Consider the following 24,938-nt stretch of genomic DNA (forward strand, 5'->3'; position numbering starts at 1 on the left):
GGTAATGACCCGACAGGATTATTTGGACAGCTCTGCGATTTTCGCCTCAAGCGCCTCGATGCGCGCCTGCAAAGCGTCATTTTCGTCGCGCGCCTTGATCGCCATCTCGCGCACGACCTCAAACTCTTCGCGCTTGACCAGATCAAGACCACTCAACCAGCGGTCTGCCTGTGCGTGAAACGCGGTCTCGACTTCCTTGCGCACGCTCTGTGCGGCACCTGCCGCATCCGTCACCAGCTTAGCGAATTCATCCACAATACGATTCGGTCCTGTACTCATGACGAAACATCCTTCCTTCCGGGCCGTAACGGCCAGCAAAAACCATGAATTTCAGGTAGGCACTCCCATGCCTCTATGCAAGTAAAATCGAAAGCAGCGGCACGGTTGCATATCAGGGAAAAATTGTGCCCAAAAATCGCCTTGACCCGTTCCTATTCAATCGCCATCTTCCGGCTCCCGGCGGATAAATGCACTTCTATGCAGGAAATCTGCCGCACAATAACAAATTGATGGGACATGAGTTTGTATCCAGCCGCGACATCACTTTCGATCATGCCTTTTCCGCAAATCGATCCGATTGCCATCTCCCTCGGGCCTTTGGCCATTCATTGGTATGGACTGGCTTATGTCGTCGGCATCATGCTTGGCTGGCTTTATGCGCGTCACCTCACCCGGAAAAACACCTTGTGGCCCGGCGACACCTCGCCCATCACCGTCGCCCACCTTGATGACTTCATCGTCTGGGCAACGGCGGGCATCGTGCTTGGCGGACGCCTCGGATACATATTGGTCTATGATTTTCCGTCAGTTGCAGCCAATCCCTTACGCGCTTTCGAGATATGGAATGGCGGCATGTCCTTCCATGGCGGCCTGACCGGCACAACCATTGCCATGTTCCTGTTTGCACGGCGCAACAAAATCCCGGTCTGGAGCATGTTTGACATTATTGCAGCTGCGGCACCGATCGGACTGTTCTTCGGACGCATCGCTAACTTTATCAATGGCGAATTGTGGGGCCGGTTGAGCGACGCTCCCTGGGCCGTCGTTTTTCCAACCGGCGGCCCCTTTGCACGCCATCCAAGCCAGCTTTATGAAGCGGCCCTGGAGGGTCTGGTGTTGTTTATCGTGCTGCTGGTTGCCATCCACGTATTCAAAGCCCTTAAACGACCTGGCATTGTCACAGGCATCTTTGTCACCGGTTACGGCCTGTCGCGTATCCTCGTGGAGTTCTTCCGCGAGCCAGATGCACAACTCGGTTATCTCGCAGGGAACTGGTTGACCATGGGCATGGTTCTTTCCACACCCATGGTGGCACTCGGCATCTGGGCCATCTTGCGCGCACGTCTGGCTCCGGCCAACGTGTGAAGCGGAAAGGCATAACTGATGACGCAACTCGCAGAGCGCCTGAAGTCCATGATCCGCATAAGCGGCCCGTTGAGTGTAACGGATTATTTTTCGCTGTGCCTGGCCGACCCGCAGTACGGCTATTACAAGACCCGTGAGCCGTTTGGTCCGACCGGCGACTTCGTCACCGCCCCGGAGATCAGCCAGCTTTTTGGAGAAATGCTCGGTGTCTTTATGGTGCATGCCTGGCAGCGGCATGGAACACCTGCCAATACGCGGCTGATTGAAATCGGTCCCGGACGCGGCACCATGATGGCAGATATTTTGCGCGTGATCTCCCGCATCGCCCCGCCGCTTTACGAAACCTGCACCGTGCACCTGGTGGAAACCAGCCCAAGGCTGACCGAAATCCAGCAACAGACGTTGCAGGCCCATGGTGGCAAGGTCAGCTGGCACAGCAGTTTTGATGAAGTACCGGCGGGCTTCACGTTGATTGCAGCTAATGAATTGTTCGACGCCATTCCGATCCGACAGTTCATTAAGACAGGCCACGGCTTCCGCGAAAGACTTGTCGGGCTGGATGCTGACGACAATCTGGCATTCACCACAGGTGCAGCTGGCATTGATCCGGACCTGCTACCGCCTGCACCGGAGAAAGAGCCTGTCGGCACTATTTTCGAATATTCGCCTGCGCGCGAAAGCGTGATGATTACCATCTGCGAGCGGTTAAAAAGCGAAAACGGTACGGCACTGATCATCGACTACGGCCACCTTGTGACCGGTTTCGGCGACACATTGCAGGCGCTGCGCATGCATGAGTTCGATCCGCCGCTTGATCACCCTGGCGAAGCCGACCTGACAAGCCATGTCGATTTCCAGCATCTTGCACAAACGGCGCGCGATCTCGGCGTACATATCAATGGCTGCCTGCACCAGGGTGACTTTCTGTACGGGCTTGGATTGGCGGAACGCGCCTCGGCCCTCGCCCGCAATGCAACACCCGAACAGGCCAAGGCAATCACGGAATCCGTATCGCGTCTGGCCGGTGAAGGTGCAGGACGAATGGGGGAACTGTTCAAGGTGCTTGCCATTTCAAGTCCGAACCTTCATCTGCTTCCATTCCGCGCGGTGGATTGACAGGGAACGCTCACGCTGTTCAACATCGTCAAAACGAAGCAGTAAAACTGCACGGGCACCCGCCAGGGTGAATTCAGGGAGTTTTGTCATCACCGGGTCATCCCGTCCCGTTTCAATCGCATTCAATCAAGGAAACCCGATATCATGCAGGATGAGCACATGCCTCTGCCGATAGAAAGCCCCCTGCTCTCATCAGGTTCAAATGGCGCCATACGCCATGGTTTTTTCACCCGGCAAGGCGGGGTTTCCCACGGTATCTATCGCGGACTGAATGTCGGACTCGGCTCGCAGGACGATCAGGAAGCCGTGATTGAAAACCGTACTCGTGTCGCAAACTGGTTTGGCCTGCCACTGGAACGGCTTGCAACCGTCCATCAGGTTCACTCCCCAGATGTGACAACCGTCGACAGCCATTTCGATGGCGAACGTCCGCAATGCGACGCGCTGGTAACCAGAACACCTGGTATCGTGCTTGGTGTATTGAGCGCCGATTGTGGCCCTATCCTGTTTTCCGATCCCGAAGCTGGCGTTATCGGCGCGGCTCACGCTGGCTGGAAAGGTGCACTTGGCGGCGTGCTGGAAAACACCATCGAAGCCATGGTCGACCTTGGTGCACGGCGTGAACACATCATCGCCTGCCTTGGCCCGTCGATCAGCCAGAAAAACTATGAGGTCGGGCCAGAATTCATTGATCGTTTCCTGAGCTACGATCCCGCCTACCAGACCTATTTCAACGCCTCCGACAAACCCGGCCACGCGATGTTCGACCTGCAACGACTGACGGTAGACCGGTTGTTGAACGCTGGCGTAAAGGCGCACTCCCTCGGCATCTGCACCTACCCCGATACGGAGCTGTTCTTCTCCTATCGCCGCACAACACATGCCGCCGAGCCGGATTACGGTCGGCAGATTTCCGCAATTGCAATCACGGAGAGCTAATCATGGCACTGCACTTCACGACAGGAGAATTCGAAAGCCGCCGCACCCGCCTGATCGAGCGGATGAAGGCGGAAAATCTCGATGCGCTTTTGTTGTTTGCGCAGGAAAGCATGTATTGGCTGACCGGCTATGACACATTCGGCTACTGCTTTTTTCAGACACTGATTGTGAAGTCCGATGGAACCATGACGCTGTTGACGCGCTCTGCAGATCTCCGGCAGGCCCGTCAAACCTCCAATATTGAGAACATTACCATATGGGTGGACAGGCTGAATGCCGATCCGACGCTGGACCTGAAAAACCTGTTGAGCGAAATGGATCTGCTCGGCGCCAAGGTTGGCATTGAATATGACACTCATGGCATGACCGGCCGCGTCGCAAAGCTGCTCGATAACCAGTTGGCCACCTTCTGCCAGATCAGTGACGCGTCCTATCTGGTCAGCGGACTGCGTCTTGTCAAAAGCGCCGAGGAAATTGTGTACGCCAAACGCGCAGGCGAACTGGCGGATGATGCGCTGGATGCTGCACTTCCGCTGATCCGCGCCGGTGGTAGCGAGGCCGATATTCTGGCTGCCATGCAGGGTGCCGTCTTTGCCGGGGGCGGCGATTACCCCGCCAACGAGTTCATTATCGGGTCCGGACAGGACGCCCTTCTTTGCCGTTATAAGGCCGGCCGCCGTACTCTGGAGGAAAAAGACCAGCTGACACTGGAATGGGCCGGAGTAAGCGCACATTACCACGCTGCGATGATGCGCACCGTCGTCATCGGCACGCCAGACTTCCGTCAGAAGGAGCTCTACAACGCCTCCCACGAGAATATCATTGCCATCGAAGAGGTCCTAAGGCCGGGCAAGACATTTGGCGATGTGTTCGATACTCATGCCCGGATCATGGATGAGCGTGGACTGACACGGCACCGCCTCAACGCTTGCGGTTATTCGCTCGGCGCACGTTTTTCGCCCTCGTGGATGGAACACCAGATGTTCCATGCCGGCAACACCCAGGAAATCCTGCCTGACATGACCCTGTTCGTGCATATGATCATCATGGATTCCGATAGCGGCATCGCCATGACCCTCGGCCAGACCTATCTGACGACAACGGATGCCCCCGTCTCGCTGTCGCGCCATACGCTGGATTTGATTGCAGTCTGAGAGAACCGTTGATTTGACATAACCGGCTTGACGCCCATACATTGCCGCCGGGCAGATGTGCTTCGTTGCGATATCCTCACCGATATCCGGCAAGGCAAAGATGACGGAGACTGACGATGAGGAAAAACCGCGTATGAGGCGGCTGACGACCATGTTGGCCATTCCCGGCCTTACATTCGCTCTTGCAGCCTGCAACACGTCCGATGCACTCACGCCACAAGTTGGTATTGGCGAAGGCCTGCAGCCATCGTCCACTCCCTTGACGCAAAACGATCTTGATCGCGCCTCTGCTGCCGCAGACACCCAGACGGCTTACCAGCCGCCGCAACGGCAGACCTACCGTCCACAAAACACGCTGGATGCGCAGGCGCAAGCCCTGTCTAACGGTGCCGGGCAATATCAGGACTATCAGCAGCCGGTAGCGTCAGAACCGCCTGCTCAACAACAACAGCAGTTGCAACCACCACCACAACAGCAGCAGAGCGCTTCGCTGGCACCCGCGTCATCGTCCGGCAGCATTCGTTTTTTGCCCATCATCGGCGCGCCGGTTCAGGCCGTCACACCGTTGTCACGGCAACTCGGTGCAGAAGCCCGCGCCAAAGGCTTGACGATCCGCAGTTCCAACGACACGGCAAGCGACCATATTCTCAAAGGTTACTTCTCCGCCTTCCCGGATGGCGGCAAAGTGACGATCGTCTTTGTGTGGGATGTGCTGGATAACAATGGCGCCCGTCTGCACCGTCTGCAGGGACAGGAAAGTGTGTCGGGCAAAGGCAGTGATCCTTGGGCGGCGGTAACACCAGCCGCGATGGAATCCATCGCCAATAGAACGCTTAACGAGTACATGGCATGGCGCAATGCGAACGCGGGGTGAGTTTTGTCAAAAAGAATTCATGAAAAACGTGAGCAAATCCGCTTCACCCCTTGCATTCACGACCAACGGCGCTATTAAGGCGCGCATGGCAATAAGGCATGTCCGGCGGCGTTTTAGAGCCGGGTGTCCCTTCCCTTGAATAACGCACCGGTCACGAGGTATATCCTTATGATCTCTCACGCGATGGCATGGTAACAGGCGGGCCGCAATGAAGGTTTTCGCAGGCAATTCGAACCGGCATCTCGCCGAAGCGATCTGCAAGTATCTTAATGTTCCTCTCGGAAATGCCACTGTAAGGCGGTTTGCTGACCAGGAAATTTTCGTCGAAATCAGCGAGAATGTTCGCGGTGAAGACGTGTTCATCGTTCAGTCGACATCGTTCCCAGCGAACGATCACCTGATGGAACTGCTGATCATGATCGACGCGATGCGCCGGTCCTCCGCAAAGCGCATCACTGCCGTTCTCCCCTACTTCGGCTATGCGCGTCAGGATCGTAAAGCGGGGCCCCGCACACCGATCTCGGCAAAGCTGGTGGCAAACCTCATCACCGAGGCTGGCGCCGACCGCGTTTTGACGCTGGACCTGCACGCTGGTCAGATTCAGGGCTTCTTCGATATACCGACGGACAATCTTTTTGCTGTTCCAATCCTCGCTCGCGATGTGAAAGAACACTATGACCTGAAAAACGTCATGGTCGTATCTCCAGACGTTGGCGGCGTTGTTCGTGCCCGCTCTCTGGCCAAACGTCTCGACTGTCTGCTGGCAATCGTTGACAAGCGCCGTGACCGTCCAGGTGAATCCGAAGTCATGAACGTTATTGGTGACGTCAATGGCAAGGATTGCATCCTCATCGACGACATCGTTGATTCCGGCGGCACGCTGTGCAACGCCGCTGAAGCTCTGCTCAAGAACGGTGCAACAAGCGTTACAGCTTACATCACGCACGGCGTTCTATCAGGCGGCGCAGTGGCGCGTATCGCATCTTCCAAACTGCGTGAGCTCGTCATAACTGATAGCATTCAGCCAACCACGTCCGTGCAGTCCGCTCACAACATTCGTGTTGTGTCGACGGCCAACCTGTTGGGTGAAGCTATCAACAGAACCGCACAGGAACAGTCCGTATCCGGTCTGTTTGACTGATATTCGCAAAAGCGGTTGGTCTATCCGACCTCAGGAAGGTGCGCGTAATACGCGCACCTTCCCGTAAAAAGCGAATAATTATCATACAATATAGCGATATTTAACGCCCTCGAAAGCAATTGCTGCGAAGACTTTCCCCAATCGTGTTCTCACTGGAGGGGGTAAGTTCATGCCTGTTGGCACATCGCGGGAGGTTGCCAAGCGCAGTTCCTTGTCTATCAAGACAAAATTTGCGGCTTTGGTAACGGGAGCAACGCTGGTTTCATGCCTTTCTGTCGGCCTGTTGTCCTATCAAACAGGCAAGGCAGGTCTGATTGACGCAAGCAAATTGCGCCTTGAAACCGTTGAGCAAAATCAGGCAAAGCAGCTGTCAGCCTACACAGACCGCGTGGAGCAGACCCTGGCTGAGATTGCACAGAACAGTGCCCTTGCCCAGGCAACAGAAACAATGACCAACATCATCGCAACCGAGCGTGATGAAGTCATCAAATCCTTCCGCCGCACCGATATTCCTGTTGAACAGCGCGTCGCATTCGATGGTGAAAAGCTGAAGCTGCTCTACGGCATTCAGCACGCCACCATCAACGGAACAATTGCCAGCAACTGGCGCAATGCCCGTGTCAGCGACATCTACGTCGTCGACAAGAATGGCCTCATCATCTACTCCGTCGCCAAGGAAAGCAACTTCCTGACCAATATTTCCGAACCAGGGAATGAAGCGATTAAGGAATTGCATGACCGTATCGCTGCCGGACAGGACGGTGTTGTCCACAGAGGCACATTTAACGGCACAGGTGCAGACGCCTCCACCTATATCGGCATGCCACTTGCCATTTCGTCCTGGGGCCAGGTGCTGCGCAAAGGTGTTGTCATCATCCGCGTCTCTGCCGATCGCGTCGCATCTGTCGTCACGCCAGAGGGCATCGGCACATCGATTGACGATGCATTCCTGCTGAATGAAAAGGGCGCCTTCCGCTCCGGCGTTGTCTCCGGTGGTACAAACGCGCCGGTTCCACAGGAACTGATCGCCGCCGCCGCAAGTGGCGAAACCGGCTCGGTTTTTGCCAGCAACGGCAGCAACCGCACCTTCTTTGCATACGCTCCGGTTACGATTTTTGGTGAGAAGCATCTGCTTGCCACCGGCCAGGCTGAAAGCAAGGTACTGGCATCTGCCAACAACCTCGCCTTCTCAGCGTTCATTGCCACGCTTGCCGTGCTCGGCATCATGACCCTGATCGGCATTCTAGTTTCCTCGGGCCTGACCAAGCCGCTCACCGAACTGGCAAAGCTGATGAACCGCCTGAACGAAGGCGACAAGTCCATTGACATCAAAGCGGTTTCCCGTGGCGATGAAATCGGCGTCATGGCCAAAGCACTGGAATCTTTCCGCCAGGGCCTGATCGAAAAAGAACGCATGGAAGAAGATTCCGCCCGCAAGAGCGAAGAGCTGGATGAAGAGCGCCAGCAGCGCGAAACGGAAAAGGCACGCAGCGCCAAGGAATTGGAAGACGCGGTGTCGGCTCTGGCCACCGGTCTTGCAAACCTCTCCAACGGCAAACTCGATCTGCGTATCGACCGCCCGTTCGTTCCGTCTCTCGACCACCTGCGCGTTGACTTCAACAACTCGGTTGCAGGGCTTGAAGCCACCATTGCCAATATCGGCAGCAGTGCAAACACCATCCATGCCGGTTCCGGTGAGTTGAAAAGCGCTTCACAGGACTTGTCGCACAGAACAGAACGTCAGGCAGCAGCCCTGGAAGAAGCCGCCGCTGCACTGGGTGATATGACCCAGACCGTCAATGACGCGCTGAGCCGTTGCAACATTGCCGTTCAGGCAACCGCAGAAACGATGGATGGCGCGCAGAAGTCGACCGAGGTGGTCCGTGAAGCAATTGTTGCCATGGAACGCATCGAATCCTCGTCGTCCAAAATTCGTCAGATCATTGATGTGATCGACCAGATCGCTTTCCAGACCAACCTTCTGGCCCTCAATGCAGGTGTAGAGGCCGCGCGTGCTGGCGAAGCCGGCAAGGGCTTTGCAGTTGTTGCCCAGGAAGTACGTGAACTGGCGCAGAAATCGGCAGCCGCAGCACGCGATATCTCGCAACTCATTGCAGCCTCCGCGCAGGACGTTGAAGGCGGTGTAGCGCTGGTTCTGAAGACCGGTGAAAGCCTCGAGCACATTCAGGGCCGCATTCGCTCCGTCAACGATCATATTGGCGCGATCGCCACCGCATCACGTGACCAGTCGCTGCGTCTTGGTGAGATCAATGCATCGGTCAACTCGCTGGACCAGGTCACCCAGCAGAACGCGGCAATGGTCGAGGAAACCACTGCCTCCGCCTTTGCTCTGGCCAGTGAGGCAGACAGCCTCAACGCCCAGATCAGCCAGTTCTCGGTGCGTCGCCAGATACAGGCGGAAAACCGCTACGCTGCGTAAGCAATAACAAAGATCAAGAATGAGAAAGGCCGGAGCTTCCACTCCGGCCTTTTTGTTTCAGACGTCATTTTTGCCCTCATTCCAAATCGCGCCTTGCAAAGGGCGAAACGTCTTCTGGACCGGGCTGCCGGAGACCGCAATCTCCGGCAGCACGCCGGCAGGGACACCACCGGCTTCCGGGGAGGATATTCTGCAGGTTGCGGAACCTTAAGGCGACGCAACGTGCTTCTGGTCTTCGGGTCTTAGAAGAACCCAAGCTTGTTCGGGCTGTAGGAGACCAGAAGGTTCTTGGTCTGCTGATAGTGGTCGAGCATCATCTTGTGGGTTTCACGACCGATACCGGATTGCTTGTAGCCACCAAATGCCGCGCCTGCCGGATAGGCATGGTAGCAATTGGTCCAGACGCGGCCAGCCTCGATGCCACGGCCAGCGCGGTATGCGAGATTGGTATCACGGCTCCACACACCGGCACCCAGACCATAGACTGTGTCATTGGCAATCTCGATTGCCTCTTCCACAGTCTTGAAGGTGGTCACCGATACGACCGGTCCGAAGATTTCTTCCTGGAACACCCGCATCTTGTTGTTGCCTTCAAAGATCGTTGGCTGAATGTAATAGCCATCCTTGAGGTTGCCAGGCAGAGACTTCTTGTCACCACCGGTCAGCACCTTGGCGCCTTCCTTACGGCCGATCTCGAGATAACTCATGATCTTATCGAACTGCTCCTGAGACGCCTGCGCACCGATCATGGTCGATGGGTCAAGCGGGTCGTTCTGGCTGATGGCCTCAACACGTTTGACGGCTTTTTCCATGAAGCGGTCATAGATCGATTCGTGCACCAGAGCGCGGGATGGGCAAGTGCAGACTTCGCCCTGATTAAGCGCAAAGAATGCAAACCCTTCCAGCGCCTTGTCGAGGAACGCATCGTCTTCATTCATCACATCGGCGAAGAAGATATTTGGTGACTTGCCACCCAGTTCGAGTGTGATGTTGGTGACGTTGTCAGCCGCATAACGCATGATTTCCTTGCCCACCGAGGTGGAACCGGTAAATGCGATTTTGGCGATGCGATTGCTTTGGGCCAGCGGCTTGCCAGCTTCCGTACCCAGGCCATTGACGATGTTGATCACACCCGGTGGCAGCAGATCTTCGATCAGTTCCATCACCACCAGAATAGAGGCTGGTGTCTGCTCTGCTGGCTTGAGCACCACGCAGTTACCTGCGGCCAATGCCGGAGCAAGTTTCCATGCCGCCATCAGGATAGGGAAGTTCCATGGAATGATCTGGCCAACCACGCCAAGTGGCTCATGGAAATGATAGGCAACCGTGTCATTGTCGATCTGGCCGATTGAGCCTTCCTGCGCCCGAATGCAGCCCGCAAAATAGCGGAAATGGTCGATGGTCAGTGGAATATCGGCATTCATCGTTTCACGAAGCGGCTTGCCGTTGTCCCAAGTTTCAGCGCGAGCAATCTTGTCGAGATTGTCTTCAATGCGCTGTGCAATTTTCAGCAGAATGTTGGAACGCTCGGCAACACTTGTCCGGCCCCAGGCGGCACGGGCCTTATGGGCCGCATCAAGTGCCACTTCAATATCCGCAGCATTCGAGCGGGCAACCTCGCAAATCTTCTGCCCTGTGACGGGCGAGAGATTGTCCATGTATTTTCCGGATTGGGGTTCAACCCATTTTCCACCGACGTAGTTGCCGTATTTTGCTTTAAACGGGCTGTCGGCGATCTTTTGAATCTGAATATTCATTGAGTTCATCCTCCCTGATGAAAGCGGTTCTCACAAACCGATGTGGAGAGAATGGGCCTGAAAATCATAGCACGATAGGGTGCAGGCGGCGTATGGCACCGCACACTGTTTCATATCTGCTACAATAGCAGATGCTGGATTGTACCAAATGTGTTCGGAAATCGAATGGTTGGCAGCGACGGCATTCATGCCATTCAAACCGGTTTGAACCCGGCAAACAAAGCCGGTGCTGGCCAAAGTTATTCAAAGGCTCACAAACACAGGAGCCTTAGAAAGATACAAACAGCGACCTCCCGCCCAACACCAGACAACCAAAAACTAGCGCCTGTGCAAGACGAATGCCTCAGTGAATTTCAAGCTTCTTCAGCTTGCGATGCAAGGTGGCGCGGCTGATACCAAGCAGATTGGCTGCATGAGACACATTACCATTGGCGCGCGACAGAACACGGCGCACAGCCGCCCTCTCCGCCTCCAGCAAATCTGACCGCATATCGCCCCGTTGCTCCTGCAAAGCATCAACAGCTGGAACACCCTGCGCAATCAGCGCATCATCAAGCCGCAAGATTTGCCGTGCAGCACGAGTGGCACCGAGAATGATGTCGTCATGATCGACGGCAATCAGTGAAAGCGCCGCCGAACCGGCATTTGGCACCATGATGATTCTCGCTTCCGGGAATGCACGGCGAAAAAGATTACCCTCGATACGCTGCGCGGCGTCGCGAACGGTCTGCGTCAGAATGGACACCGTCAGTTCATTGACGTCATCCCGGCAGGTCGAGATATCAAGGGCACCGGCAATATGCCCCATATGGTCGCGAATGGGCGCCGTTGTGCAGGAAAGGCCGATATTTGACGTGAAGAAATGCTGGTCGCGGTAAACGACAACCGCACGCTCATCGGCCAGCGCAGTACCAATACCGTTGGTGCCAACACTGGCTTCGCTCCAGATCGCACCGGACCACAGGCCCAGTTCACGAAACTCCTTGTCGTCACCGGCTGCACCGCGCCGCTCTAGGGCAACGCCCTTAGCATCTGTCAACATCAGGCAGCAGCCCGCCTTGCCGACCGCCTGAAATATCCGATCGAGCTCGTCAGCGCTTTCCACCAACAGGTCGGCAGAGGTCAGACGCGCTTGCTGAAATTCCGAATCCATAAGGAACAGTGGTTTATGGGCTTCTTCCGGCGCTAACCGGTGCATGGTCATGCACCGGCGCCAGGAGGCGACGATGGGTGAACTTGCCGCCGCAGAACGCTGGCGCGCACTTTCATAAACCCTGTCTGCGTGAGCTGTGGCATTTTGCATTGTCCGCTCCTCCCAAAGCTTTTTTGAATGGTGCATGCAGGGAAACTATGTTTCAACGCTAAAATACATCTTATAACACAAACGTCATCTGTACTGTGCGAACATATGTGGCAATCCGCAATAAACCCGCACTTCGCTTGCGTTTCCCCATGCTTTGTACTATAGGCGCGCTGTCCGTGTAGACACCCTTGGAGGCAACGCGGATGAAACATTTATTATGTTTCCAGTTTCAGACTGCAATGGTGGACTGAAACTCTCCATACAACCTCGAAAGGAATAGCCATGAGCAAGGAAACTTACGAGCTCAAGGCCGAGGCGCGCGAACGGGTCGGTAAGGGGTCCTCCCGTGAACTTCGCCGCAACGGTTTGATCCCAGCTGTCATCTATGGTGACAAGCAGGCCCCAATTTCTATCGCGCTCTCGACCAACGAAGTAACCAAGCGTATTCACGCTGGCGGCTTCATGACGACGATTGCAACCATCGACGTCGATGGCAAGAAGATCAAGGTTCTCCCTAAGGTTTACCAGCTTGATCCGGTCCGCGACTTCACCATGCATGTCGACTTCCTGCGCGTTTCTGGCAACACTGCCGTCAACGTTCAGGTTCCGGTTCACTTCATCAACGAAGACAAGTCCGCGATCAAGACCGGCGCTGTTCTCAACATCGTTCGTCACGAAGTTGAACTGCACGTTCCAGCCAACGACATTCCGGAATTCCTCACGGTTGACCTCGCTGGCGCCAAGGTTGGCGACAGCCTGCACATCTCTGCTGTGAAGCTTCCAAAGGGCGCAACTACGGTTATTGCTGATCGTGACTTCACGATTGCAACGATCGTTGCTCCTGCTGCTGGCATTGCTGAAGAAGAAGCTGCATCCGAAGAATAATCGGCCGCATCTGTTTCTGACAGATTGAACACCCTGCTTTCAATCGAAGGCAGGGTGTTTTCGTATGCGCCCAATACTAATACACGCCAATATTGCTCATAAAAAAACAAACAATCAGAGCGCGTTCAATCAACCTTTAATATAGTTATTTCAGCATCATTTAATGATTATGTGGAATTATGATTGAATATTTGGAGATACTAATTGACCACCATAGCGATTGCTTGAGGATGGAAAGACTTTTTTAAGCATATGCTTGGTGACTATTTATATCTTACGAACGATCGGCGTGGGGGACGCTGGTTTTACAAGGGGTTGCGGGGGCTGGATATATTGACATGACCCATTCGGTAGAAAGTCGTTTTATCGCGATTGTATCGGGAGCGTTGCTCGCTGTCGTCGCGCCGCTTTTTACTTTACTGCTCGCCCTTTCCTATCAGGAAGCGATAAAAAACCAGCGTGATCATATTGAAATCCTGCTGGCCGCCAATTCCCAGGCGCTCAGCCGTCCATTATGGGACATGGATGACGACACCATCAACCAGATCACCGGGACACTGGTCTCCGATCCTGTTATCCGCATGGTACGCGTCAAGGACACGTCGGGACAACTTGATCTGGTGCAGACAGCAGGCACCGGGGTTCCCGAAGAGCCACAGACCGTTACCCGCACCATCAGCTATAAAACGCTGAACGGCATGGAGACTGTTGGCAGTGTCACGATCTATTACGCGTCGATCAACATCTTCTCGTCGCTCAGCCGCATCGAAGTCGCCTTCATCTCAATCTTCATTCTTGCCATCCTGACGGTCTTTGTCACGGCAGTCGTTGGCAACCGTTTGATGATCATAAAACCGTTGTTGCGACTGACAGCGGCCATTGAGGCAACACGCCAGCTTGGCTCCCGTCACCACGTCGACTGGCGGTCCAGCGATGAAATGGGCCGGCTTGCAAAAAGCTTCAACGAAATGCAGATCCAGCTTGAGCGGGAAGAGCGCGAGATCAAGAAGGCGCATAAACGGACGACGGAAATCTACAATCTGACGCCCGCCATGCTATTTTCACTCGACAAGGCAGACCGTATCTCGGCAGTCAGTGACTACTGGAGCCAGAGAACCGGTTACGACCGTGAAAACATCATCGGCACGCATTTTTCCGATCTTGTTGCCGATGAGGACCGCAAGACCTTCATCCTGCGCAAATTCTCTGGTTCAAGCACTGAGAGCGCCTCCGACATTACCATCCGCTTCAAATGTGCGGATGGAAAAACGATGGACGTGCTCATTCAGGAAAAGGCACTCAGCTCCATTGAGGCTGGCCGTCACACGGCATCGCTCAGCGTTATGACCGATGTGACCGAACTGCGCCAATCAGAAAAGCGCAACAAACATCAGGCTATTTCCGACCACCTTACCGGCCTTCTCAATCGCCAGGGCTTTGAAGCCATGCTCGATGAAAAAATCCGCGAAGCCGATGAAAATCGGACGGAACTCGCCTGCCTGTTCATCGACCTTGATCGCTTCAAGACCATTAATGACAGTCTGGGCCACGCCGCTGGCGACGAGGTGCTGCAGGAGTTTGTGGACCGCATCAAGCCGCTGCTGGAAGGCAGCGACAGTGCTTCGCGTCTTGGCGGCGACGAGTTTGCCATCCTGCTGGCCGGCGACAACACCGAACACCGTGCGACAGTGTTCTGTGAAAAGATCAGTGACATCTTCAATCAGCCATTTGTCACCCACGGCAATATCGTGCGCCTCAGCGCCAGCATCGGCCTTGCGCTATATCCAACCCATGCCTCGAATGCGGCAGAGCTGCTGCAAAACTCGGACATGGCGATGTATACGCGCAAGCGTGGCGGCAAAAACGGCGCACAGATGTTTGACCCTTCCATCACCGACAAGGCACGCGAACGCGCCGAGACGGAAAGTGATATCGAACAGGCAATCGCCAATGACTGGTTCGATGCCTATCTGCAGCCAATCGTTCGGCTGGAAAGCGGCGAGACCATCGGCTTTGAAGCGTTGATGCGCCTCAACCACCCGACAAAGGGCATTCTTCCTCCCGCCAATATCATCAATGTGGCAGAGGAAACCGGCACCATAAATCGGATTGGCAACCTGATCTTGGAGCACTCACTTGCCAATCTGGCAGAGATTTCCGCGCTTCCGCATCTGTCGGATTGTTATGTCGCGGTGAACTTCTCGGCCCAGCAGTTTGAGCCCGGCTTGCCGACGCGGATTGCCGGCCTTCTCTACCGTTACAATATTCAGGCCAGCCGTCTGGTGATTGAAATCACCGAGGCCGTGTTAATGAATGACGACCCGCAGATCAGAACCATTCTCAACACCATCCACGACTTCGGCTGCCGTATTGCGCTCGACGACTTTGGAACCGGTTACTCGTCGCTAAGCTACCTGAACCGCTTCCCGGTAGACATCGTCAAGATCGACCAGTCGTTTACCAAGTCGATCATGGATCCGGTGTCCGACATCAGCCAGAAGAGCCACATGCTGATCGAGGGCATCAGTGCAATCTCACATAAGATGAGCTGTTCTGTCATCGCCGAGGGCATTGAGACACTGGAACAGCAGGAGTTATTGATGGAAATCGGCGTGGATTGCGGACAGGGTTACCTGTTTGCCAAACCGCAGCCAATTGCCCAGTTGATGCCGATGTTCGCAGCGCAGAACGCGTTTATGAAGCCAGCAATTGGTGCTGAGGCCTGAAAATCAGCATGGGGGAAACGGTGTGAAACATATCCTTGTCAGTTTGTTTTTAATCGTCTCTTCCACGTACGCCCACGCACATACCCTCACCTTTTCCACCGAAGACTATCCGCCTTACAGCTTTACCGACGCCAATGGCAACGCCAGAGGCGTATATATGGAACAGCTGGAAATCATGATGGAAAAGGAAAAACTGGATTACAAGGTTACGGTCATGCCATGGGCGCGGGCCTTGGCCCTTGCGGAAACCCAGTCCATGCACTGCGTGTTCGCCACGGCCAGAACCGCAGAACGTGAGCACAAGTTTAAATGGGTCGTGCCTCTACACACCGACCGCAATGTGTTGATTGCCCTAAAAGCCAAAAAAATCCGTATCGGAAAAATCACTGACAGTTTCGGATACACCATCGGTACGCAACGCAACGATTACACCGAAACCGTTCTTCGCCAGATCGGTTTTCCCAATATCGAACTGAGCGCCGATTTCAATCTAACGCTCAACAAGCTGTTTGCCGGACGCATCGACATGATGCCCATGTCGGAAAGCACATTCATCAAAATCGCCAAGGGCACGACAAATTTCGAAAAAGTCTTCACGCTGTCTGACCAGATCCTCGGCGTAGCCTGCAACAAATCAGTACCTGATAGTATCATCGCCCGCATGCAAAAACGGCTGGATGATCTGATCGCCGATGGGACGCAGCGCAAGATATTTGAAAAATATGGCCTGATTATTCATAACGATCTTCATCTTCCTGCGCATACGCCCTAAGACGTTGCGCAGCGCGTTAATTTCTCAGGCCACAAATGTCGCCTGTGATCATCGGAATATGAGACGACAATGATTATCATCGCTGGCCTTGGTAACCCCGGCAGCCAATATGCTGGAAACCGGCACAATATCGGCTTCATGGCTGTCGACGCATTACAGCGCCTGCCCTCCTTTTCGCCCTGGTCCAGAAAATTCAAATCGGAAATTTCCGAAGGTGAAATTGCCGGCGAAAAAGTCCTGCTGATGAAGCCGCTGACCTATATGAACCTGTCGGGCGAAGCAGTTGGCGAAGCCATGCGCTTTTACAAGCTTGGCCCATCCAACATCATCGCCATTCATGATGAACTCGATCTGCCTGCTGGTCGCGTGCGCATCAAAACTGCGGGCGGCCACGGCGGCCACAACGGCCTGAAGTCACTTGATGCCCATTGCGGCAAGGATTACCGACGCCTGCGGCTTGGCATTGGTCATCCCGGCGACAAGGACCGTGTGCATGGTCACGTGCTGGGGGATTTTGCCAAGACTGACAAGGTTTGGCTCGAGCCCCTCATCGACGCCATTGCCGACAATGCCAGCATGCTGATCAAAGGCGAAGATTCGCAGTTGATGAACAAGCTGGCCTTGGCAACCGGAGCCAAGGCAGAACCAGAGAAACAAGTTAAACCGGCAAAGCCTGCCGCCAAATCGCACATTCATCAGGCGCGCAACCACGCCCAACCGATGAAGCTGCCGGAAACCGGCCCCATGGCGGAAATGCTGAAAAAGATGTTCGGCGGCAAGAAAGACTAACTTGCCGACATATGATGCGGCAGTGATGCTCAACCTCTGCTAACGCAACCTAATTCAGCGCCCTTTCACCTGTTTGCGGCAACAAGGCTTGACCTTGCGCTGTCGTTTCAGCAAAAGGCTGACAACGGAATTCTTAAAGAGACAGGTTCAAGCCATGGGCTTTAAATGCGGTATTGTTGGATTGCCAAATGTCGGTAAGTCCACCCTCTTCAATGCTCTGACAAAAACAGCCGCCGCTCAGGCAGCCAACTATCCTTTCTGCACCATCGAGCCGAACACCGGTGAAGTTGCTGTACCGGATGCACGCATGAAGGTACTGGCTGATATTGCCGGCTCCAAGGAAATCATCCCCACCCGTATCTCTTTCGTAGACATTGCCGGTCTGGTACGTGGCGCCTCGAAGGGCGAAGGCCTTGGCAACAAGTTCCTGGCCAACATCCGCGAAGTGGATGCTGTGGTGCATGTTCTGCGTTGTTTCGAAGACGACGACATCACCCACGTTGAAGGCCGTATCAATCCGGTTGGCGATGCCGACACGATTGAAACCGAACTCATGCTGGCTGACCTTGAAAGCCTTGAGCGCCGCGTTGAGCAGACACGCAAACGCGCCACGCTGAAGGACAAGGATTCGCTGGCGCAGCTGCCGGTCATGGAAGCTGTCATCAAGCTTTTGACCGACGGCAAGCCTGCCCGTCTGCTGCTCAAGACACTGGCGGCTGATGAAATCGAAGTGTTGAAGAGCCTCAACCTTCTGACCTCGCATCCGGTTCTCTACGTCTGCAACGTCGCTGAATCCGACGCGGTTGACGGCAACGAGCACACCAAGGCCGTTGCCGAAATGGCAAAGGCACAGGGCGCAGAATGCGTCATCATTTCCGCCGCCATCGAATCCGAAGTCGCGCAGCTTCCAGAAGAAGAAGCCAACGAATTCCTCTCGGCACTTGGTCTTGAAGAAGCCGGCCTCGACCGCCTAATCCGCGCCGGTTACCACCTGCTCGACCTGATCACCTACTTCACCGTTGGTCCGAAGGAATGCCGCGCCTGGACAATCGTTCGTGGCACCAAGGCTCCACAGGCAGCGGGCGTCATTCACACGGATTTCGAACGTGGCTTTATCCGCGCCTTCACCATTGCTTATGACGACTATGTCGCATTCAAGGGCGAAGTCGGCGCCAAGGAAGCTGGCAAGGGCCGTGACGAAGGCAAGGAATATGTCGTCAACGACGGCGACGTGATTCACTTCCGCTTCAACACCTGAGGCAACACAGAATTCGGTCCCATAAATAAAAAAGCCCGGTACCTCACAGGTCCGGGCTTTTTTTTTCGCTGATATTGGATCAGATGACCGGCGGCAATTTTTCCTGCAGGCCCACTGGCAACTGCGCGACGACGACACGTCGCAACGAAGACCAGCCAATACCGATGATCAGGACAAAGACACCAACGGCCAACATTGCGACAAACACAGCATTACCGCCACTGATCTCACCCTGCCGCAACACAGCCACCACAGTGGCAATCAGCGACACAAGACCCGAGGTAACGAAGGCTCTGCGATCAATAATGATGCCGATCAACATCAGCATCACCACAACGCAGATGACCAGAACGGCGTTGCCGTAGAGCCCGGTTTCCTCTGCACTGAATACACTGCCGCCGGCGCCGATGAACACGAATGCCAGCAGCGCATAGAGCAAGGCAGGCGCCGTCGCCAGGTGAAGCCAAAAGGCGATGTCTGAGCGCCGCGTCACGCGGTAGCGATCCGACAGGTCGTAGCGCATTGCAAGAGCAAACAGGCTGAGCGCCGCAATCAGGAAAATCATTAGCGACAGCAGGCGATATTCAATCAACACATCTGCCGAGCCTGTAATCTGCTCCATCACCACAAAGATGCCCGTCAAAGCAAGCAGCGCCGCAGCAACAAACAGACCAGCCAGTGCCAGCGGCACCCTGTATCGCCAGTAGAATATCGCCATGACCGGTGGCAGCAGAAACACCATCAGAAAGACTTGCGCAGCCTCTCCAGGAATATTGGCCACGAAGGCATTGTAGATATACTCATTCACGCCACCCATGGCGATCGCTGTCGCTATGGTCAGAGTCACGGCCGGCAGGGCAAGCCGCTGGCGACGCACGAGAATTTCGGCAAGCACAATGATCGCAGGCAACACCGCAAAGACCGTTGCCACGCCCCACAGACCAGCCAGAACAACCACAACACCGATTGTAATCAGGATATCGTGGAAACCACGCACGAACCGTGGTGTTTCCGTATCCGAATGTGCTGGACTATCAGCCCCGCCACCATCACGGAAGACCGTACTGACATCCGGTTTTGCCACGAGATATGGCAAAAGCTTATCGGCCTGTGCGTCCGAGATAATGCCATCGCTTGCGGCCTGCTTGAGACCTGAGAGAACTTGCTCGTTCACTGTACACCCTGAATGTTTGTATATCGAATGGGATCGAACAATGAGCATCAGCCTTCAAGGCTGCTACCCATTTTACCCTTCCCCAGTGTTGCAAGCTCTATTGCATTCGCTTGTGACAATCCAGAGCATCCCGCCCCATCTCCAAAGGCGACAAATTCACCTTTACGTAAACGGAAAAATATCTTTATGATCGTCGCGAGAATGGGAGGTTTTAAAGGTGATCTACACTTACGAAGATTTTACACCGGAGCGCGTTTTCCCCTTTGCCCCGGTTACGGTGACTGCCGAGGACATTATCGAATTTGCGTCAGAGTTTGATCCACAGCCCATGCATCTATCGGAAGAAGCCGGGCGCGCCAGCATTCTTGGCGGGCTTGCCGCCTCCGGATGGCATACGTGCGCCTTGTCGATGCGAATGATGTGCGACAGCTATATTTCCAACTCCACATCACAGGGTTCACCCGGCATCGAGTTTCTGGACTGGAAGCGTCCGGTTCTGGCGGGAGATACCCTGTCTGGCCATTCCAAGGTGGTTGAAAACCGACCGCTGGCATCTCGCCCGGGTATTGGTCTTGTCAAATTCCGCAATGAACTGACCAACCAGCGTGGCGAAATCGTCTGCCAGGGTGAACATGTCGTGATGTTTGCCACGCGCAATCAAGGGAGCACTGTGGCATGAGGCTGGCTGAACTTTCCCCCATCGGCACGCGTATCACCCTTGAAACGTTACACTTTTCCGCCGACGATATTATTCGCTTTGCATCGAAATTCGATCCGCAGCCGTTTCATCTGGATGCGGAAGCCGCACGCCACTCCGTGCTTGGAGGTCTTTGTGCATCGGGTTGGCACACCGGCTCAAGCTGGATGAAGTCATTCCTGTCATTCTGGATGAAGGAAACCATTCGCCTTAAGTCAGAGGGAATAGAACCCCCAAAACTCGGCCCCTCACCGGGCTTCCGAAAGCTGAAATGGATACGCCCGGTCTATGCTGGCGACGACATAACCTATTATGTCACGCTGCTGGAAACCCGCCCCCTCGCCTCGCGACCCGGACTTTTGCTCAACACCACCTTCAACGAAGGCGTGAACCAGAAGGGCGAAACAGTCATATCGTTTGAGAGCAATGTACTGGAGTTCGAATAGCGGCAGGTTTATTGGACAGAAGAACTACCGCGCCGGGCAACATCAGCGACATGGACAGATGAACGACATTTTGGAAGGTTATGCAAAGTCCGCGACGCCGGAGTTCATCGCACGTTACAATGAGCTGGATTGTGCGGAGGTCTATGCACCCGTGCTTGACCTTCTGCCGCAAACGCCTGTCCGTATTGCAGATATTGGTGCAGGCACAGGACGAGACGCCGCATGGTTTGCGGCGGCAGGACATAGAGTGCTTGCCGTCGAGCCCGTGAAAGAACTGCGCGAGCCCGGTATGCGCGGACACATTTCACCCAACATAGAGTGGCTTGACGATAAAATGCCAACGCTGAAAAAGGCGCAGAACTATGGGCGTTTTGACCTGATAACTCTATGTGGCGTCTGGCAGCATATTGAAGACCGCGATCGTCAGCTTGCCATGCAAAGCCTTGGCAGGATGGCCGCCTCAGGTGGCAAGATGGTCATGTCACTTCGCCATGGACCAGCGCCTCTAGATCGGCCGGTGTTTTCTATCTGCCCGGATGAAACGATTGAGCGAGCCAAGCAGTGCGGGTTCAGCCTGTTGAGGCGTGTTGAGACGGGGTCCATTCAGGTCGGCAACAGGGCGCTCGGTGTAAACTGGACATGGCTCGCCTTCCAAATGACTGACCCATCGATATAATGGGTCAGTCGCAGCAAAAGTATCAGTGCCCGGAAAACTCGACCAGTGTGCGAACATCAACGCCGAGGTCTTCAAGTTTCTTGCGACCACCGAGATCCGGCAGGTCGATCACGAAGCAGGCCGAGACAATTTCAGCACCCATCTGGCGCAGCAGCTTGACCGCGCCTTCAGCGGTACCGCCTGTGGCAATCAGATCATCCACCAGAATGACCTTTTCGCCGGGCTGCACTGCATCCACGTGCATTTCCATTTCATCGACACCGTATTCCAGGCTGTAGGCCACACGGACAGTCGTATGCGGCAGCTTACCCTTTTTACGGATCGGTACGAACCCGGCAGACAGTTGGTGGGCAACGGCACCACCCAGAATAAAACCGCGTGCTTCCATGCCGGCAATCTTGTCGATCTTTGTGCCGGCATAGGGCTGAACCAGCTCGTCTACAGCACGACGGAAAGCCCGCGGATTGCCCAAGAGCGTGGTAATGTCACGGAAAATGATGCCCGGCTTCGGATAGTCGGGAATGGAACGAATGGCAGCGGAAAGCTCCGAAGCGATAGCAGTCATGATATGTCCAATTGAATGGGAGATTGATCGAAAAGCTTTTCGTACATTATCAAGTCAGAACGGCTGAACCAACTAAAAAGGGTTGCAACAGCAGCGGTACCGTGCAGACGGTTCATTCAGCAGCCATGCCCTGCACCTTGGCCCAAGCAGGACAAAGATCTTCAAAGGAATGTGCAGTCGGCTGCAAGACAGGATCGCTCTTGTCATCGAAGACGCCGAACACCAGTGCCACGGTCGGCGCATCATCAATGGCACCAAGAGTGCTGCCACATTGGCCGCAAAATGCACGGGAAGAATAATCCGAAGAACGGTAAAGGACTGGCTCACCCGCCTCACCTGTCCAACGGACATCGCTCTTGGCAAACTCCACCCATGTCAGGCTGGTTGCACCGGATTGACGCTGGCACCACTCGCAGGAGCACGTGTGCGGGTTTTGTGGTTCTCCTTGCGCTTCAAACCGAACCGCACCACAAAGACAACCGCCAAGAAACGTTTTTGCCATGTTGAACCTCCTCAAAAATCTTGCCGCAAAGCCCTGCCCGATTCCTGATGAAAATCCAATGAACTAACGGTGAATAAAAAAGCCCCCACAGTCTGTGTGACCGTGGGGGCTTTGATTTCCAAACCTCAGCTATTGCAGCTTAGTGTTCTTTGCGTGCGTAAACCGACTTCTTCGTCAGGTAAATCAGCGCGGTAAATATCGCCAGGAACACCATGACCATAAAGCCGGTGCGCTTGCGTTCTTCCAGATGCGGCTCTGCAGCCCACATCAGGAATGCCGAAACGTCCTTGGAATACTGATCGAGCGTCTGCGGCGAACCATCATCATAGGTCACCTGATCGTCAGAGATCGGTGGTGCCATGGCAAGGGCAGCAGCATTGGCAAAGTATGGGTTGTAGTGGGTGCCTTCAGCCACTTCCACGCCTTCTGGCGGATCAACATATCCAGTCAGCAGCGAGTAGATATAATCCGGACCACCTTCCTGATACTGCGTGAAAATGTCGAACACGAACAGCGGAAAGCCACGAGTTATACCGCGTGCCTTGGCAAGCAACGACATATCAGGCGGTGCGGCACCATTGTTCGATGCAGCAGCAGCTTCGTGGTTCGGGTATGGCGATGGGAAGTGGTCGGATGGAACAGCCTTGCGGGTGAACATTTCACCGTCCCCGTTAGGTCCGTCCTGCACCTCATACTCGGCAGCAAATGCCTTGATCTGATCATCCGAGTAGCCCAGATCTTCCAGTGTGCGGAAGGAAACGAGGCTCATCGAATGACAGGCCGAACAGACTTCCTTGTAAACCTTGAGGCCACGCTGAAGCTGTCCCTTGTCGTATTTGCCGAATGGACCGGCAAAGCTCCACTCGAGATTCTTCGGCTTATGGATCGGGTAATGCGGTGTACCACCCTCTTCATGGCCTTCTTCTGCAGCGAATGCTGCACCGACGCCAAGTCCGATAGCCAAGGTCAACGACAGAACGCTTGATACAAGCTTTTTCATAATTTCAATTCCTCTCTGTCGCCACCGTTACGCCTGGGCAGACGCTGGAGCGGAAGCGGTTTTACCACTCTTTTCCAACACTGCTTCCGTAATCGAATTCGGAATACGCCGTGGTTTTTCCACGAGGCCCAGAACCGGCATGATCACCAGGAAGAAACCGAAATAATAAAGGGTACCCAGCTGAGAGAAGCCAACATAGTTGCCCTTCAGATCGCCACCGAAGATCAGACCGATCAAGCCGCTGCCTTCAGCAGGCTGCGAACCGAGCCAGCCAAGGAAGATGGCGTTTACGACGAAGACCCAGAACAGCATCTTGTACCATGGACGGTACACAGCCGAACGAACCTTCGATGTATCCAACCAAGGCAGGAAGAACAGAACGATGATCGCACCGAACATCACCAGAACGCCACCGAGCTTGGAATCGATCGGGCCGACATTGAAGGTGATCGCACGCAGCATGGCGTAGAACGGTAGGTAGTACCATTCTGGAACGATGTGTGCCGGTGTCTTCAGGGCATCAGCGGGAATGTAGTTGTCCGGATGGCCGAGATAGTTCGGCATGTAGAAGATGAACCAGGCATAGACGATCAGGAAGACGGAAACGCCGAATGCATCCTTGAGCGTTGCATAAGGTGTAAACGGAACCGTATCGGTCTTGCTCTTGACTTCAACACCGGTCGGGTTGGTCTGGCCGGTGACGTGCAGTGCCCATACGTGCAGGATGACAACGCCTGCAATCATGAATGGCAGCAGGTAGTGCAGCGCAAAGAAGCGGTTCAGCGTTGGCTGGTCAACGGCAAAGCCGCCAAGCAGGAACTGCTGCAACCATTCACCGATCAGCGGGAAGGCTGTGAAGAAGCCGGTGATAACCGTAGCGCCCCAGAAGGACATCTGACCCCAAGGCAGAACGTAACCCATGAAGCCGGTTGCCATCATCAGGAGGTAGATGACACAGCCGAGGATCCAGAGGATTTCGCGTGGCGCCTTGTAGGAGCCGTAATAGAGACCACGGGCAATATGGAGATAAACGGCAATGAAGAAGAACGACGCGCCGTTGGCGTGCATGTAACGCAACAGCCAACCGTGATTGACGTCACGCATGATCTTCTCGACGGAGTTAAAGGCAACCGTTGTTTCGGCGGCATAATGCATGGCCAGCACAACGCCGGTCAGGATCTGCACGATCAGCATAACCGAAAGCATAGCACCGAAAGTGTAGGCATAGTTCAGGTTGCGCGGAACCGGATAGGCGACAAAGCTGTCATAGATCAAGCGCGGCAGCGGCAGCCGGGAATCGATCCATCTTTCTAAGCCGGTGGACGGCTGATAACTGGAATGACCACTCATAATATTCTG

General features: G+C 54.7%; 23 protein-coding genes. 15 read left to right on the forward strand and 8 right to left on the reverse strand.

What is annotated here, in order from left to right; translation table 11 throughout:
- Window positions 1-18 precede the first annotated feature (18 nt).
- Complete coding sequence (locus ACZ5FM_RS11030) at window positions 19-279, reverse strand: accessory factor UbiK family protein (RefSeq protein WP_192488426.1); 261 nt, start codon at window positions 277-279, stop codon at window positions 19-21.
- A gap of 237 nt (window positions 280-516) precedes the next feature.
- On the opposite strand from ACZ5FM_RS11030, the gene lgt reads away from it, so the two are divergent.
- From lgt to ACZ5FM_RS11065, 7 genes are all read left to right on the forward strand, one after another.
- Window positions 517-1,365 carry a prolipoprotein diacylglyceryl transferase gene (lgt, locus tag ACZ5FM_RS11035; RefSeq protein WP_464038679.1) on the forward strand — a complete coding sequence of 283 codons (849 nt, stop codon included), beginning with the start codon at window positions 517-519 and terminating at the stop codon, window positions 1,363-1,365.
- Between the two features lie 15 nt (window positions 1,366-1,380).
- On the forward strand, window positions 1,381-2,481 hold the full coding sequence (locus ACZ5FM_RS11040) for a class I SAM-dependent methyltransferase (protein ID WP_464040454.1): 1,101 nt from the start codon (window positions 1,381-1,383) through the stop codon (window positions 2,479-2,481).
- Window positions 2,482-2,625: 144 nt separating this feature from the next.
- Window positions 2,626-3,420: a peptidoglycan editing factor PgeF gene (gene pgeF, locus ACZ5FM_RS11045; protein WP_464038680.1), complete on the forward strand. Its 795-nt coding sequence runs from the start codon at window positions 2,626-2,628 to the stop codon at window positions 3,418-3,420.
- Window positions 3,421-3,422: 2 nt separating this feature from the next.
- Window positions 3,423-4,574: a M24 family metallopeptidase gene (locus ACZ5FM_RS11050; protein WP_192488424.1), complete on the forward strand. Its 1,152-nt coding sequence runs from the start codon at window positions 3,423-3,425 to the stop codon at window positions 4,572-4,574.
- 100 nt (window positions 4,575-4,674) lie between these two features.
- On the forward strand, window positions 4,675-5,448 hold the full coding sequence (locus ACZ5FM_RS11055) for a hypothetical protein (protein WP_464038681.1): 774 nt from the start codon (window positions 4,675-4,677) through the stop codon (window positions 5,446-5,448).
- 208 nt (window positions 5,449-5,656) lie between these two features.
- Window positions 5,657-6,589: a ribose-phosphate pyrophosphokinase gene (locus tag ACZ5FM_RS11060; protein ID WP_192488423.1), complete on the forward strand. Its 933-nt coding sequence runs from the start codon at window positions 5,657-5,659 to the stop codon at window positions 6,587-6,589.
- 169 nt (window positions 6,590-6,758) lie between these two features.
- On the forward strand, window positions 6,759-9,029 hold the full coding sequence (locus tag ACZ5FM_RS11065) for a methyl-accepting chemotaxis protein (RefSeq protein ID WP_464038682.1): 2,271 nt from the start codon (window positions 6,759-6,761) through the stop codon (window positions 9,027-9,029).
- Between the two features lie 242 nt (window positions 9,030-9,271).
- On the opposite strand, the gene adh is transcribed toward ACZ5FM_RS11065, so the two are convergent.
- Together adh and ACZ5FM_RS11075 are read right to left on the reverse strand one after the other, a co-directional pair.
- Window positions 9,272-10,786: an aldehyde dehydrogenase gene (adh, locus tag ACZ5FM_RS11070; protein ID WP_250981949.1), complete on the reverse strand. Its 1,515-nt coding sequence runs from the start codon at window positions 10,784-10,786 to the stop codon at window positions 9,272-9,274.
- A gap of 343 nt (window positions 10,787-11,129) precedes the next feature.
- Window positions 11,130-12,089: a helix-turn-helix domain-containing protein gene (locus ACZ5FM_RS11075; RefSeq protein WP_192488421.1), complete on the reverse strand. Its 960-nt coding sequence runs from the start codon at window positions 12,087-12,089 to the stop codon at window positions 11,130-11,132.
- A 282-nt stretch (window positions 12,090-12,371) separates the two neighbouring features.
- On the opposite strand from ACZ5FM_RS11075, the gene ACZ5FM_RS11080 reads away from it, so the two are divergent.
- From ACZ5FM_RS11080 to ychF, 5 genes are all read left to right on the forward strand, one after another.
- Window positions 12,372-12,974: a 50S ribosomal protein L25/general stress protein Ctc gene (locus ACZ5FM_RS11080; protein WP_192488420.1), complete on the forward strand. Its 603-nt coding sequence runs from the start codon at window positions 12,372-12,374 to the stop codon at window positions 12,972-12,974.
- Window positions 12,975-13,312: 338 nt separating this feature from the next.
- On the forward strand, window positions 13,313-15,700 hold the full coding sequence (locus ACZ5FM_RS11085; RefSeq protein ID WP_464038683.1) for an EAL domain-containing protein: 2,388 nt from the start codon (window positions 13,313-13,315) through the stop codon (window positions 15,698-15,700).
- A gap of 22 nt (window positions 15,701-15,722) precedes the next feature.
- Window positions 15,723-16,472 carry a substrate-binding periplasmic protein gene (locus ACZ5FM_RS11090; protein WP_259143883.1) on the forward strand — a complete coding sequence of 250 codons (750 nt, stop codon included), beginning with the start codon at window positions 15,723-15,725 and terminating at the stop codon, window positions 16,470-16,472.
- 69 nt (window positions 16,473-16,541) lie between these two features.
- Window positions 16,542-17,261: an aminoacyl-tRNA hydrolase gene (pth, locus tag ACZ5FM_RS11095; RefSeq protein ID WP_464038684.1), complete on the forward strand. Its 720-nt coding sequence runs from the start codon at window positions 16,542-16,544 to the stop codon at window positions 17,259-17,261.
- 154 nt (window positions 17,262-17,415) lie between these two features.
- Window positions 17,416-18,519, forward strand: coding sequence for a redox-regulated ATPase YchF (gene ychF, locus ACZ5FM_RS11100; protein WP_192488417.1), 1,104 nt, complete (start codon window positions 17,416-17,418; stop codon window positions 18,517-18,519).
- Between the two features lie 79 nt (window positions 18,520-18,598).
- Here ychF and ACZ5FM_RS11105 read toward each other — a convergent pair whose 3' ends face one another.
- Window positions 18,599-19,693 carry a hypothetical protein gene (locus tag ACZ5FM_RS11105; protein WP_464038685.1) on the reverse strand — a complete coding sequence of 365 codons (1,095 nt, stop codon included), beginning with the start codon at window positions 19,691-19,693 and terminating at the stop codon, window positions 18,599-18,601.
- A 217-nt stretch (window positions 19,694-19,910) separates the two neighbouring features.
- On the opposite strand from ACZ5FM_RS11105, the gene ACZ5FM_RS11110 reads away from it, so the two are divergent.
- From ACZ5FM_RS11110 to ACZ5FM_RS11120, 3 genes are read left to right on the forward strand one after another with little or no spacing between them, the layout of a single operon-like run.
- Window positions 19,911-20,372: a MaoC family dehydratase gene (locus ACZ5FM_RS11110; RefSeq protein WP_464038686.1), complete on the forward strand. Its 462-nt coding sequence runs from the start codon at window positions 19,911-19,913 to the stop codon at window positions 20,370-20,372.
- Window positions 20,369-20,836 (forward strand): MaoC family dehydratase, encoded by a 468-nt coding sequence (locus ACZ5FM_RS11115; protein WP_259143874.1) that lies wholly within the window; start codon window positions 20,369-20,371, stop codon window positions 20,834-20,836. The genes ACZ5FM_RS11110 and ACZ5FM_RS11115 overlap by 4 nt, the downstream gene beginning before the upstream one ends.
- Window positions 20,837-20,894: 58 nt before the next feature.
- On the forward strand, window positions 20,895-21,512 hold the full coding sequence (locus ACZ5FM_RS11120; RefSeq protein ID WP_464038688.1) for a class I SAM-dependent methyltransferase: 618 nt from the start codon (window positions 20,895-20,897) through the stop codon (window positions 21,510-21,512).
- A 22-nt stretch (window positions 21,513-21,534) separates the two neighbouring features.
- Here ACZ5FM_RS11120 and ACZ5FM_RS11125 read toward each other — a convergent pair whose 3' ends face one another.
- From ACZ5FM_RS11125 to ACZ5FM_RS11140, 4 genes are all read right to left on the reverse strand, one after another.
- Window positions 21,535-22,077: an adenine phosphoribosyltransferase gene (locus ACZ5FM_RS11125; protein WP_192488412.1), complete on the reverse strand. Its 543-nt coding sequence runs from the start codon at window positions 22,075-22,077 to the stop codon at window positions 21,535-21,537.
- 112 nt (window positions 22,078-22,189) lie between these two features.
- Complete coding sequence (locus ACZ5FM_RS11130; RefSeq protein ID WP_464038689.1) at window positions 22,190-22,579, reverse strand: GFA family protein; 390 nt, start codon at window positions 22,577-22,579, stop codon at window positions 22,190-22,192.
- A gap of 139 nt (window positions 22,580-22,718) precedes the next feature.
- Window positions 22,719-23,579, reverse strand: a complete 861-nt coding sequence (locus ACZ5FM_RS11135; protein ID WP_192488410.1) for a cytochrome c1 — start codon at window positions 23,577-23,579, stop codon at window positions 22,719-22,721.
- 27 nt (window positions 23,580-23,606) lie between these two features.
- A complete protein-coding gene (locus ACZ5FM_RS11140) occupies window positions 23,607-24,929 on the reverse strand; it encodes a cytochrome b (RefSeq protein WP_250981958.1) in 1,323 nt (440 codons plus the stop codon).
- Between the last annotated feature and the right edge of the window lie 9 nt (window positions 24,930-24,938).

Source organism: Agrobacterium sp. 5Ca50, from assembly GCF_055381905.1.

What these genes read in the sequence shown, in the direction of transcription:
- ACZ5FM_RS11140 (WP_250981958.1), bottom strand. Translation starts at nt 24,929, where the DNA reads ATGAGTGGTCATTCCAGTTATCAGCCGTCCACCGGCTTAGAAAGATGG.
- ACZ5FM_RS11050 (WP_192488424.1), top strand. Translation starts at nt 3,423, where the DNA reads ATGGCACTGCACTTCACGACAGGAGAATTCGAAAGCCGCCGCACCCGC.
- pgeF (WP_464038680.1), top strand. Translation starts at nt 2,626, where the DNA reads ATGCAGGATGAGCACATGCCTCTGCCGATAGAAAGCCCCCTGCTCTCA.
- pth (WP_464038684.1), top strand. Translation starts at nt 16,542, where the DNA reads ATGATTATCATCGCTGGCCTTGGTAACCCCGGCAGCCAATATGCTGGA.
- ACZ5FM_RS11115 (WP_259143874.1), top strand. Translation starts at nt 20,369, where the DNA reads ATGAGGCTGGCTGAACTTTCCCCCATCGGCACGCGTATCACCCTTGAA.
- ACZ5FM_RS11065 (WP_464038682.1), top strand. Translation starts at nt 6,759, where the DNA reads ATGCCTGTTGGCACATCGCGGGAGGTTGCCAAGCGCAGTTCCTTGTCT.
- ACZ5FM_RS11120 (WP_464038688.1), top strand. Translation starts at nt 20,895, where the DNA reads ATGAACGACATTTTGGAAGGTTATGCAAAGTCCGCGACGCCGGAGTTC.
- ychF (WP_192488417.1), top strand. Translation starts at nt 17,416, where the DNA reads ATGGGCTTTAAATGCGGTATTGTTGGATTGCCAAATGTCGGTAAGTCC.
- ACZ5FM_RS11125 (WP_192488412.1), bottom strand. Translation starts at nt 22,077, where the DNA reads ATGACTGCTATCGCTTCGGAGCTTTCCGCTGCCATTCGTTCCATTCCC.
- ACZ5FM_RS11060 (WP_192488423.1), top strand. Translation starts at nt 5,657, where the DNA reads ATGAAGGTTTTCGCAGGCAATTCGAACCGGCATCTCGCCGAAGCGATC.
- ACZ5FM_RS11085 (WP_464038683.1), top strand. Translation starts at nt 13,313, where the DNA reads ATGACCCATTCGGTAGAAAGTCGTTTTATCGCGATTGTATCGGGAGCG.
- ACZ5FM_RS11130 (WP_464038689.1), bottom strand. Translation starts at nt 22,579, where the DNA reads ATGGCAAAAACGTTTCTTGGCGGTTGTCTTTGTGGTGCGGTTCGGTTT.
- ACZ5FM_RS11030 (WP_192488426.1), bottom strand. Translation starts at nt 279, where the DNA reads ATGAGTACAGGACCGAATCGTATTGTGGATGAATTCGCTAAGCTGGTG.
- adh (WP_250981949.1), bottom strand. Translation starts at nt 10,786, where the DNA reads ATGAATATTCAGATTCAAAAGATCGCCGACAGCCCGTTTAAAGCAAAA.
- ACZ5FM_RS11055 (WP_464038681.1), top strand. Translation starts at nt 4,675, where the DNA reads ATGACGGAGACTGACGATGAGGAAAAACCGCGTATGAGGCGGCTGACG.
- ACZ5FM_RS11080 (WP_192488420.1), top strand. Translation starts at nt 12,372, where the DNA reads ATGAGCAAGGAAACTTACGAGCTCAAGGCCGAGGCGCGCGAACGGGTC.
- ACZ5FM_RS11135 (WP_192488410.1), bottom strand. Translation starts at nt 23,579, where the DNA reads ATGAAAAAGCTTGTATCAAGCGTTCTGTCGTTGACCTTGGCTATCGGA.
- ACZ5FM_RS11075 (WP_192488421.1), bottom strand. Translation starts at nt 12,089, where the DNA reads ATGCAAAATGCCACAGCTCACGCAGACAGGGTTTATGAAAGTGCGCGC.
- lgt (WP_464038679.1), top strand. Translation starts at nt 517, where the DNA reads ATGAGTTTGTATCCAGCCGCGACATCACTTTCGATCATGCCTTTTCCG.